Consider the following 12,190-nt stretch of genomic DNA (forward strand, 5'->3'; position numbering starts at 1 on the left):
ATCGGATGTCGGGACTGACACTGCGCAACGTCGGCAAGAATTACGGAGGTCTCAGCGTCATGTCCGGGCTGAACCTCGACGTGCATGACGGGGAGTTTCTGGTGCTGGTCGGCCCTTCGGGCTGCGGCAAGTCCACCTTGCTGCGGATGATTGCCGGGCTGGAGGACATCACCGACGGAACGATTTCCATCGGTGAGAAGATCGTCAATGACCTGCCCGCCTCACGGCGCGGGTTGTCGATGGTCTTCCAGAGCTATGCGCTCTATCCGCACATGAACGTGCGCAAGAACCTTGCCTTCGGACTGCAGAATTTCAAGATGCCGAAAGCGGAGGTCAACAGACGGGTCGCGGAGGCTGCGAAGATCCTTCAGATCGAGCCGTTGATGGAGCGCAAGCCGCGGCAATTGTCGGGCGGACAGAAGCAGCGTGTCGCCATCGGGCGGGCAATCGTGCGAGAGCCGCAGCTATTCCTCTTCGACGAACCGTTGTCGAACCTGGACGCGGAGCTGCGGGTCCAGATGCGTGCGGAACTTGCCTCGCTGTATAACCGGCTGGGCACCACGATGATCTATGTGACGCACGATCAGGTGGAAGCCATGACGATGGCGAGCCGCATCGTGGTTCTGAGGGCCGGCAAGATCGAGCAGGTCGGCACGCCGCAGGAGCTGTACACCAATCCGCAGAACCTGTTCGTCGCCGGGTTTATCGGCTCGCCAAAAATCAACATGCTGGAGACGACCGTGACCGAGCGCGACGGACAGCTTGTCGCCAGTGTCGACGGTTTCAACGAATTCACATTGCCGGAGCTCGGCACGAGCGACAGGTCGCTCACGCTCTGCGTTCGTCCCGCGGCAGTGAAGATCGGAAGCGGAGCCGTGCGCACCGAAGGGCGCGTCAGACTGGTGGAATATCTGGGCAGCGAAACGTTGCTCCATATCGCGCTTTCCTCCGGGCAGGTGCTTCTGGTCAGCAGCAGCACTATCCACAGCCTGCATGTCGACGACACGGTGGTGCTGGGCTTTGACCCAACGGACCTCCACTATTTCGATGCCTCGGGAGAGCGCGTTCAAACCGTACAGGAAAGACAGTCAACGTGAAGATAGCCATCGTCGGTTGCGGTTCGCGGCACAAGATGTTCCGCGACTCCGTTGTTGAGGATTATTCCGACAAACATGAGATTGTCGCCATGTGCGACAGCAACGAGCATCGGCTGAGGCTTGCGGCGCAAGCGGCGTCTAAACCGGGAACGAACGGTGTCGCGGCTTATATGGCGGCCGACTTCGACCGTCTCGTAGAAGAGCAGAAGCCGGACACAATCGTGGTGGCGACTCCGGATTTTCTGCACTCGGACTACATCGTTCGAGCCTTCGAGGCAGGCTGCGACGTGATCTGCGAGAAGCCGCTGACGATAGATCTCACCCGGCTGAAGCAGATTGTGGACGCCCAGGCGCGGACCGGCCGCAAGGTCATGGTGACCTTCAATTACCGCTATTCGCCCGCGCGGACGCAGATCAAGGACATCCTGGATTCAGGAACGATCGGTACGATTACAGCAGTGGACTTCCGCTGGCATCTCGACCGGGTTCACGGCGCGGACTATTTTCGCCGCTGGCACCGCCAGAAGGAAAATTCCGGTGGCTTGCTGGTTCACAAGTCGACCCACCATTTCGATCTTCTCAACTGGTGGCTCGGATCGGTGCCTTCAGATGTCTATGCCTCCGGCCGCAGGGTCTTCTACAGGCCGCAGACTGCCCTTGAGCTTGGTCTGGAAGGTCGCGGGGCACGCTGTGCGGCATGCCCCGTTTCGCAGAAGTGCGACTTCGAACTCGATCTGGACGCGGACGAGGCCTTGCACCAGCTCTACCGCAAGGCCGAGGACGAAGACGGCTATTTCCGGGACCTTTGTGTTTTCGACGAGGAGATTGGCATCGAGGATACGATGCAGGCCCATATCCGCTACGCATCGGGTGTGACGGCCAATTACACGCTGACGGCCTACGCGCCGTGGGAGGGGCTTGAGATCAAGTTTCAGGGCACGAAAGGCGATCTTACTCATCGCCATGTGGAGGTGCACGGCGTCTTTGGCGGTCAGCGGGAAGAGGCAGGCAATGAAGCCGTCACGACCGAGCTTCATCTGGCGGGCCGCAAGCCGGAAATGCTGGACGTTCCGCATGGAGAAGGTCATCACGGCGGCGCCGATCCGGTGATGCTCGGGTATATTTTCGACGCTGAAAACATGGAGCCCGACCGCTACGGGCGCGCGTCCGATCACGTTGCCGGCGGCTGGTCGATCCTGACCGGCATTGCCGCCAATGCGTCGATCGAAACCGGCTCCGCCGTCAATATCGCTTCCATGCTGCGCGCCCGCGGCATTCAGCTGAACGTTTAGGACCATGAATATCTGTGGCGACGGTCGCCTGACGATCGAAGGCGCCGAGAGTTGCATCGATCTGCGCACCCATGTCGACATCAGCGGCCGGCCCGGTACGGATCATGTATTCCCGGTGGATGGCAAGCACATGAAATATTTCGACGCAAAGGGGGAGGGCGAACGCTTCTTTGTCGCCTTCAGGAAAGACATTGCCGAACATACGGAGACCGCAATGATGCAAGCGCATGCCTTCCTCGCAGCAGAGCCGGCGCTGAATGCGCAGCCACTTGCCGAAGGCGGGAAGACGGAATGAGCCACATTATCAAGGTAGCGGTCGTCGGCGCCGGGATCGGGCAGCAGCATGTCGGTGCCTATGCCGCTCTGCCGGACCTGTTCGAAGTCGCCTATGTTTGCGATCTCGACAAGGCGCGCGCCGAAGAAGCGGCCAAAATCGCGCCGGGTTGCCGCGCGGTGACGGAACTGTCGGACGTGCTCGCCGATCCTGCCGTCGAACTCGTCAATGTGTGTCTTCCCCCGCAGCTGCATTTCTGGGCGTCGGAAGCGGTGCTGAAGGCGGGCAAACATGTGATCTGCGAAAAACCAATGACAGGTTCCCTAGCAGAGGCCGAGCGGCTGCGTGCCCTGTCGCAGTCCAGCGGCAAGTTGGTGATACCTGTTTTTCAGTATCGCTACGGCCGCGGGTACAGGCTGATTCACGCCCTTCGGGAGCAGGACCTTCTCGGGAAAGCCTATTCGCTTTCGATAGAGACCCACTGGCAACGGGGCGCTGACTATTACTCGGTCCCGTGGCGCGGGACCTGGAAAGGGGAAATGGGCGGGGCGGTTGTCAGTCATGCCTGCCATGCACACAATCTGGCAACCCATCTGCTCGGGCCTGTCGTCGAGGTCTCGACCCTGATGGATACGCGGGTCAATCCCATCGAGACGGAGGATTGCGCGGCCATCAGCATGCGGACGGAACAGGGCGCGCTTGTTACCTCGTCGATCACGCTCGGGGCGGCCGGGAACAGCTCGCGGTTCCGCGCCTGTTTCGAGCATGTTACGGCGACGTCCGGCGCGTTGCCCTATCATATCGGCGCCGGTGACTGGACCTTCGAGGCGACCAGACCGGACGCGCAGGAAGCCCTGGAAGGGATCCTCGCGCAGGTTGCCGATATCAGGCCGCGGTTCGAGGGGCAATTTACCGACGTGCATCAGAGGCTCGTCGAGGGAACGGATCTCTACCTTCCAACGCTGGAGGAGGGTGTTCATTCCATAGAACTGATCACCGCGATCTACGCATCGGCAAGAACCGGCCAATCGGTTCGTCTCCCGCTTCCCGCTGACAGCCCGCTGCTTGACGGCTGGATGCCCTGAAACGAAAACCCGCCCGATCGTCTCCGATGGGCGGAGTCTTTGTTTCAGTGGTCATAGAGCCGGATTTCAGCGCTCCTTTGACAAGTGAGCAGCCTTTGAGTGCTGAGTGAGCAGTTTACCGTGACGCAGAGCAAGAATGGCTGACGTGCCTGGGCGACCCGGTCGCTTCCGGCCCGAAGCTGCCGTTCATCGACACTGCCGATCTCGCAAGTGCGGAACACAGAAGCGGATACTGCTAGCCCTGACGGTTCATTCGTGAAAGGTCCATCGTGATCGTCTGCATGATCCGGTCGGTCTCGGTCAGGATCTTGATGATCTTGCGGTAGTGCTTGATGTCCTCGAAAGAAAGCGTCCGGCCCTTGCGGTCTTTCAGCCATTTCTGCGCCGGCTGGTAGCCGCCGATGTAAAACTCCCAGGCAATCGATGGCACATTCTCAAAACGGTGCGTGTCGTTGATGAGCACCGCGCCATTTTCATAAGCCACCTTGCCCACCACCGGATCGCCCTCGCCGGTGAACGGATAGGGCGTCTCGCCCACCGCCGCATCCTCCATCAGGTGCAGACGGCGCAGCTCGGTGCCTTTCGCCTGGACATCGCGGAACACCTCAGGCGACGGCGGATAGGGGACGCGCGGAAAATCGATCTTGAGAAATTCCTTGTAGGTCTCGCGGTAGGCCGGGCAATGCAGCACACCATAGATATAATCAAAGATCGCCACCTCGTTGGGCCGCCCATCGGTGTCGTAAACTGGCGCGATCTCGCCATCGTCGATCTCCCCCCTTGTGGGGGAGATGTTCGACAAGGCAGAGGGGGGTATCGATCCGGGTTCGGTGTCTGAAGCCGCCCCCCCCTCTGTCATCTGCGATGACATCTCCCCCGCAAGGGGGGAGATCGTCTGCCCCATCGCCGCCGCCTCGATCCTGCGCCGGATCGCCAGGTCCATATTCACCCGGCGGGACTGGTCGAGTTCGGTTTCGGTGGGGTAGAGGTAGAGGGGGAAGTTCATAGCATTTGAGCCTGTTGTTCCCGACAACAAAATTGCTTCAGTGGGCCTCTCGGTTACCAGCGCGTGCGCAAAGTTAGCATCCCTAAGTGCCTTAGAAGTTAGTAGCCCAATATTGCATCCCTGCAAATAGTGGCGCATGACTTGCTTGACTGGCCAGCCGACAAGCCCCCTTGCCTTGCCAGAGTAGTAAATGTGTCGAACATCAAATGGTCGATAGTTTATTTCGGCAATATCCGCTGTTTTTCGATTGTTCAGAACATCGGCTTTGGCCCATTCGTAGCGCCAATCGCGCACGTCTGCAGGAAGAGAATATTTTTTCCTAAGTTCTACCTCTGACAATTTTTCGAAGTCATTCAGGACAGTTTCTACCGATGGCCGATCGGGTTGCACACATAGCCGGTCTCTTTTGGTTACAATACCATTTCCGTTTTGGTACATCAGTTGGTTGACACTGAACCCTGTCAGATAAACCGTCTCTAATCCAAAATCCCGCATCACGAACGGGTATTGCGGTGCCTTGTTGGGCAGCTTTACCGCTGACAGGCTTTCCGGCCTGCCACCAATTAAAGCCTCGTTCTTCTCCCTCCGGCTCCCCCACAGATCGCCGTGCATCATCTGCGCCAGCGGTTTCTCGGCTTTGCCGTCGCGTTTCTTCTTCACGGCAATGATGATTGCCACGCCCTGCTGGATGTCGAAGACATTCTTGTCAGGAGAGCCATCCGGGCTGACTTCCTTTTTCTTGGCGTTGCCATGCAGGTCCAGCACCCAGATCCTGTCGAAGGTATTGAGCAGATGCCAACGCATGCCCCTGAAGGTGGGGTTGTCGAGATAGCCGTGATTGGTGATGAAGCCGAGGACGCCTTCGCCATTCTTTTCGATCAAATGTGACGACATGCGGATGAACTTCACATAAAGATCATTCAGCCATTTCGGGTTGCGTTCCTGAAGCTTCTGCTTGCCCCCCGGCTCCTTCTTGTAGTCATCCATGAGATGGCCGATCCAGCCCTCGGACTTGCCGCCTTCGCCGAGATACGGCGGATTGCCGATCACGCACATCACCGGCACATCGTTCTTCACCGTGTTTGCCTGTTTGGCCTCGTTCGACAGCCATTGCGCAAAAGGCAGGGTTTGGTTGACCTTCTCGCCCTCCTCAAGGCTGTTGGTCAGATACACGCCGAGCCTCGGCGGTGTGGCTCCGGTCGGCTTGTAGCCCATCTTGGTCAGCATCATGTCAAGCTTCATGTGGCACATGGCATACGACGCCATCAAAAGCTCGAAGCCATGCAGGCGCGGGATCATCTCGTTTTCGACATAGCTGGACCATTGCCCCGGCGCGATGCCCCGCACCCGTTCGCCGATCTGGCGGATCACCTCGGCGAGAAACGTACCCGTACCCGCTGCCGGATCGAGGATCTGCACCCGGTGCACCTGCCGCTTCTCGATCAGGTTTGCCCCGGATTTGGCCAGTGTCCCGTCCTTGTTCATCTTGCGCTGGCCGGTGTCCCAGTCAATCGTGATCTTGGAGGTGTCGGCCAGCCCGTCGGACAAGCCAAACTCGGTCTTGAGCACGTCATCAACGGCGCGAACAATGAAATTGACCACCGGTTCGGGCGTGTACCAGACCCCACGCGCCTTGCGCTTGGCCGGATTGTATTTGGCCAGAAACGTCTCGTAGAAATGAATGAACGGGTCGTTGCGCTGGGTGAAGGCGCCAAAATTCTCGAACAGCTTTTGCAGATCGGTGGCTTGGAAGATTTCCGCCAGTTCGTCGATCGTTCGCCGCACCGGTTCCGACAGGCTTGTGCCCGCCACATATTCAAACAGCTTGCGCAGGAACGGGTTGGTCTTGGGCAAGAGCCTGAGGGCTTCCTCGCGGGTGAAATCCTCTAGCGTCTCGTCATGCAGCCGCGCCGCAAACATGCCGTAGGCAATGGTTTCGGCGTAGATATCGGCGAATTCCTCGACCTCCAGATCATGGATCAACTGGTCCTTGAAAGCCTTGTACTGCTCCGCCAGTTCGGAATTGAGGTCCTTATCCTCGCGCAGCGTTTTGAACAGCACGTCCTTGGCCAACACCGCCTTGCCCGCCATCATTTCCGCCAGCCGCTCCGCGCTGGTGATGGTCTGCAGCCGTTCGGCGGCGAAATCCCTGAGCTGGTTGGTGAGCGCCTCGTAATTCTCGGGCTTGGGCTGAACCCCCATCATCCAGTCGCCAATGGAGATCTCGCGCACCAGCTCGCCGTTCCTGTAGAACGCGAAATCCAGCCCGTTGGTGTAGATCAGGTTCGGCAGCGCCTTCACATAGCGCTCGAACTGCGCCTTGTTGGCGTCACGCATCGCTTTTGGCTTGATGTCGAGATCAATGTCCTTGGCCTCGACATGGCCGACGGTGATCGCCGCCTTCTGCCCATTGGCCCGTTCAAGCACGAAATCCGGGCGGCCGACATTCACAATCGCAGTCGGCTCATTGATGCAATGCACATCATCGGCGAGCGAATCGAGCAAGCCGGCGAGCGCCGGACGGAAGGAGTGTTCGGTGGTCTGTCCTGTTGCCGTAAGGCGCTGCAATTCGCTGACAAAGGCGGCAATATCGATGCTCATGATTCCCCCGAATATTTCCTCCAACTGTTGAACCAGCTTTCCCCTGCCACCTCAAGGGGAAGCGGATGTTTGCTGCGGAGTGAGCTTACGTCTAGAACGCGCCACGAGCGGTCGTCCGTGGCTCAACAGACTGACGGCCGTTTTGGGACCGAGAACTAAGAATCCATCAACTTCCGCTTCTGGCGCATTCACGTCGTTCGATCCGACCGCAGCGAATGCCCGCTCCCCGCCCATAATGACATCCCCGGAAATTAGAAACCCGCCCGATCGTCTCCGATGGGCGGGTTCTGTGTTTCAGCGGCGGCGACGCCCCATTTCAGCATTCTATTGGCAGGTGAGCAGCCTTTGAGTGCTGAATGAGCAGTCTATCCTGACGCAGAGCGAGAATGGCTGACGCGCGTCAGGGACAATTATCGGATCTCGCCTCAGCTACAGCCGCTCGTGCCACCGCAGGTGTCGCACTTCAGGCATGTGCCGTTGCGGACCATGGTGAAGTTGCCGCATTCGGAGCAGCTTTCGCCTTCGTAGCCTTTCATGCGGGCCTGGGCGATTTGCTGGGCCGCGGAGTTGGGCTGCTGGGCCGGGGGGGTGGAGATTTCGACCGCCGCGGCGGCTTCCGAGCCGCGGGCGAAGGCCGTGGCGACGGCGGAGACCTGGGCAGCGGGGCTGCTGGTGGTCTTGACCGAGATCGCCTGGGTTGTCTCGCCGGCGGGATCACCGCTGGCAACGAGGCGGAAGCGCTCGGTCTGGCCGCGGACGAGGCCGTGCGAGACCACCTGTCCGCCGCCCTGGTCGCGGCCTTCGTTCGGGCCCTTGCTCATGGCCGTGTTGCCGATGGCTTCCGGCGGCACATGGGCCAGGTCGTGACGGCCGAGGTAGGACACGGCCAGCTCGCGGAAGATGTAGTCGAGGATCGACGTGGCGTTCTTGATCGCCTCGTTGCCCTGCACCATGCCCGCCGGCTCAAACCGGGTGAAGGTGAAGGCATCGACGTATTCTTCCAGCGGCACGCCGTATTGCAGGCCGAGCGAGATGGCGATGGCGAAGTTGTTCATCAGGGAGCGGAAAGCGGCGCCTTCCTTGTGCATGTCGATGAAGATCTCGCCAAGACGGCCGTCCTGGTATTCGCCGGTGGTGAGATAGACCTTGTGGCCGCCGACGCGCGCCTTCTGGGTGTAGCCCTTGCGGCGGTCCGGCATTTTTTCACGTTCGCGCACCGCCCGTTCGATGATGCGTTCGACGATCTTCTCGGCGACAACTTCGGCGCGTGCGGCCTGCGGCCTTGCGGCGATTTCCTCGGCCGTGTCTTCCAGATCCTCGTCATCGTCAGCCAGAAGCTGCGAGTTGAGCGGCTGGGAAAGCTTGGAGCCGTCGCGGTAGAGCGCGTTGGCCTTGAGAGCCAGCTTCCAGGACAGAAGATAGGCTTCCTTGCAGTCCTCTACCGTTGCATCGTTGGGCATGTTGATCGTTTTGGAGATCGCGCCGGAGATGAACGGCTGGGCCGAGGCCATCATGCGGATATGGCTTTCCACCGACAGGAAGCGCTTGCCGATGCGGCCGCACGGGTTGGCGCAGTCGAAGATCGGGTAATGCTCTTCCTTGAGGAAAGGCGCGCCTTCCAGGGTCATCGCACCGCACACATGAGTGTTGGCGGCTTCGATTTCCGACTTGGTAAAGCCCAGGTGGGTCAGCAGGTCGAAGGCCGGATCGGTCAGCTTTTCTTCCGGAACCATGAGGGCGGCCATCTGCTCGTCGCCGACCGTCCAGCGGTTGAAGACGAACTTGATGTCGAAGGCGGAGCCGAGGGACGACTTGATCTTTTCCAGGCTCTCGTCGGAGAAGTCCTTTGCCTTGAGCGCCGCCGGGTTGATCGCCGGCGCCTGGTCGATGGAGCCGTGACCGACCGCGTAGGCCTCGATCTCGGCGATCTGGCTTTCCGAATAGCCGAGCTTGGCAAGGGCTTCGGGAACAGCGCGGTTGATGATCTTGAAATAGCCGCCGCCGGCCAGCTTCTTGAACTTCACCAGGGCGAAGTCCGGTTCGATGCCGGTCGTGTCGCAATCCATGACCAGACCGATGGTGCCGGTCGGGGCGATGACGGTGGACTGGGCGTTGCGGAAGCCGTTCTGTTCGCCGAGCTGCAGCGCACGGTCCCAGGCTTTCTTGGCCCGGTCGACGATCACCTTGTCCGGGCAATTGGCATGGTCAAGCGCAACCGGGTTGGTGTGCAGGTCCTCGTAACCTTCCGTTTCGCCATAGGCGGCGCGGCGGTGGTTGCGGATGACCTTGAGCATATGTTTGGCGTTTTTCTTGTAACCCGGGAAGGAGCCGAGTTCGCCGGCCATTTCCGCCGAGGTCGCATAGGAAACACCGGTCATGACGGCGGTCAGCGCACCGCACAGGGCACGGCCTTCGTCGCTGTCATAGGGAATGCCGGAGGTCATCAGCAGGCCGCCGATGTTGGCGTAGCCGAGGCCGAGGGTGCGGAACTTGTAGGACAGTTCGGCAATTTCCTTCGACGGGAACTGTGCCATCAGCACAGAGATTTCCAGAACGACGGTCCACAGGCGAACGGCATGTTCGTAGTTGTCGATGTCGAAGGACGCGTCCTCGCGGCGGAACTGCATCAGGTTCAGGGACGCCAGATTGCAGGCGGTGTCGTCCAGGAACATGTATTCCGAGCAGGGATTGGACGCGCGGATCTCGCCATCGGCCAGGCAGGTGTGCCAGTCGTTGATGGTGGTGTGGTACTGCAGGCCCGGATCGGCGGAGGCCCAGGCGGCATAGCCGATCTGTTCCCACAGGTCCTTTGCCTGGACGGTCTTCAGCGTCTCGCCGCTGCGGCGGGCGGTCAGGTCCCAGGTGCCGTCCTCGACGACGGCATTGAGAAAGCCGTCGGTGATGCGCACGGAGTTGTTGGAGTTCTGACCGGCGACCGTGAGGTAGGCTTCCGAATCCCAGTCGGTGTCATAGACCGGGAATTCGATCTTGGTGAAGCCCTGGCGGGCGAACTGGATGACGCGCTGGATGTAGTTCTCCGGCACCATCATCTTCTTGGCGGCGCGGATCTCACGCTTCAACGCGGGGTTCTTGGCCGGGTCGAAACATTCGCCGTTGTCGGCCTCGCAATTGACGCAGGCGCGCATGATGGCGCTGAGGTGCTTCTGGCAGACGCGGGAACCGGTGACGAGGGCCGCGACCTTCTGCTCTTCCTTGACCTTCCAGTTGATGTATTCCTCGATGTCGGGATGGTCGACATCGACCACGACCATCTTGGCCGCGCGGCGGGTGGTGCCGCCGGACTTGATCGCGCCGGCTGCCCGGTCGCCGATCTTCAGGAAGCTCATCAGGCCGGAGGACTTACCGCCGCCGGACAGGCGCTCGCCGGCCGCCCGGACATGGGAGAAGTTCGAGCCGGTACCCGAGCCGTATTTGAACAGGCGCGCTTCACGCACCCACAGGTCCATGATGCCGCCTTCGTTGACCAGGTCGTCGCCGACGGACTGGATGAAGCAGGCATGCGGCTGGGGATGCTCGTAGGCGGTCTTGGACTTGGTCAGGCGGCCGGTCTGGAAGTCGACATAGAAATGCCCCTGGCTCGGGCCGTCGATGCCATAGGCCCAGTGCAGGCCGGTGTTGAACCACTGCGGGGAGTTCGGCGCCACCTTCTGGGTCGCCAGCATGTAGCGGAGTTCGTCAAAGAAAGCCCGGGCGTCGGCTTCGCCGTCGAAGTAGCCGCCTTTCCAGCCCCAGTAGGTCCAGGTGCCGGCCAGGCGGTCGAACACCTGGCAACCGTCGATCTCGGAGCCGTAGCGCTCGTCTTCGGGCAGGTCCTCAAGGGCGGCTTCATCGGCTTCGTGGCGCCACAGCCAGGACGGGACGGTGTTTTCCTCAACCGCCTTCAGCTTTGCCGGGACGCCCGCCTTGCGGAAATACTTCTGCGCCAGGATGTCGGCTGCGACCTGGGAAAACTGGGCCGGGACCTTGATATCGGCCAGACGGAAGACGACCGAACCATCCGGATTCCGGATCTCGCTGGTGGCCGTGCGAAATTCTATGGTGGCGTAAGGCGATTGACCGTCCTTGGTATAGCGCCGCTCGATCCGCATTCTCTAAGTCCCCTTGTATCGCATCCCGGTTCTGCCCGAACCGGACTTCTCGTCCGCATCACATCCGGCCTGGCGTCGCCGCCGGCCACCCGGTCGAGGGATGCCAATCGGGATCGATTGATCATCCTGAACCGACCGGTTCAAAAGTGCTGGAGCCTCCTGGTCGCGTTCACATGAACACGGGATGCTCCAGAGCCGAATGCCGCCTTGTCATTGCCAGGCTCTGAGCCTGTATGTAGCGTATCTGAATTGCTGGTCCACTATATATAGTGTTATTCAACAGGTTTGTCACGGTGTGGAACACAGAAACAGGCGCAAGGAATCCCGTCCTCCGGCTTAAGGCTGAAAAGCCGGAAGGGGCTACGCTGACACTTACTTTCTGGATGACCGGAGCGCCCGGAAGGGCTCCCGACTACGCACATCGCAATGATAGTGAAACTAATGTAAACGAATTCTTAAGGTCAAGGCGTGAGTGACAACAGCTAGTGCCCAACTCGTAGGCAAACGCAAAATCTTGTGTGCGAATGTGGATAGTGGGGAGGGGGGAGGACAAGCGCAACCATCTGGAATTTAGCGCTTGCTTTCCCGGCGAAGCGATGCCGCCCGCCCGGGCAGTGGTTTCTGTGGATGAGAGTGCGTAAAGTTTTATGAAAATTTGAAGAAAATGGCCGGGATCGATTTCAACGGGGTTTAAGCCGGGTCTGGTTTAGTGCGGGCAGGACAGGA

At 60.0% G+C, this 12,190-nt stretch carries 6 protein-coding genes; 4 read left to right on the forward strand and 2 right to left on the reverse strand.

Annotated elements, in window-relative coordinates:
- Positions 1–5 precede the first annotated feature (5 nt).
- The 4 genes from Q1B40_RS22885 to Q1B40_RS22900 are packed head-to-tail and all read left to right on the forward strand — an operon-like array spanning position 6 to position 3,748.
- Entirely contained in the window at positions 6–1,097 is a 1,092-nt protein-coding gene (locus Q1B40_RS22885) for an ABC transporter ATP-binding protein (protein ID WP_299820177.1), read from the forward strand.
- Positions 1,094–2,389, forward strand: a complete 1,296-nt coding sequence (locus Q1B40_RS22890) for a Gfo/Idh/MocA family protein (RefSeq protein ID WP_299820180.1) — start codon at positions 1,094–1,096, stop codon at positions 2,387–2,389. Before Q1B40_RS22885 ends, Q1B40_RS22890 begins: the two co-directional genes overlap by 4 nt.
- Before the next feature lie 4 nt (positions 2,390–2,393).
- Complete coding sequence (locus Q1B40_RS22895) at positions 2,394–2,684, forward strand: hypothetical protein (protein ID WP_299820183.1); 291 nt, start codon at positions 2,394–2,396, stop codon at positions 2,682–2,684.
- Positions 2,681–3,748 (forward strand): Gfo/Idh/MocA family oxidoreductase, encoded by a 1,068-nt coding sequence (locus Q1B40_RS22900; protein WP_299820186.1) that lies wholly within the window; start codon positions 2,681–2,683, stop codon positions 3,746–3,748. The genes Q1B40_RS22895 and Q1B40_RS22900 overlap by 4 nt, the downstream gene beginning before the upstream one ends.
- Before the next feature lie 235 nt (positions 3,749–3,983).
- Here Q1B40_RS22900 and Q1B40_RS22905 read toward each other — a convergent pair whose 3' ends face one another.
- The gene (locus Q1B40_RS22905; RefSeq protein WP_299820189.1) at positions 3,984–7,355 is read right to left on the reverse strand and encodes a type ISP restriction/modification enzyme; all 3,372 of its coding nucleotides are present in this window, start codon (positions 7,353–7,355) and stop codon (positions 3,984–3,986) included.
- A gap of 425 nt (positions 7,356–7,780) precedes the next feature.
- The gene (locus Q1B40_RS22910) at positions 7,781–11,464 is read right to left on the reverse strand and encodes a vitamin B12-dependent ribonucleotide reductase (RefSeq protein ID WP_299820190.1); all 3,684 of its coding nucleotides are present in this window, start codon (positions 11,462–11,464) and stop codon (positions 7,781–7,783) included.
- Positions 11,465–12,190: the final 726 nt, after the last annotated feature.

Source organism: uncultured Roseibium sp., assembly GCF_947496995.1.
Taxonomy (GTDB): domain Bacteria; phylum Pseudomonadota; class Alphaproteobacteria; order Rhizobiales; family Stappiaceae; genus Roseibium.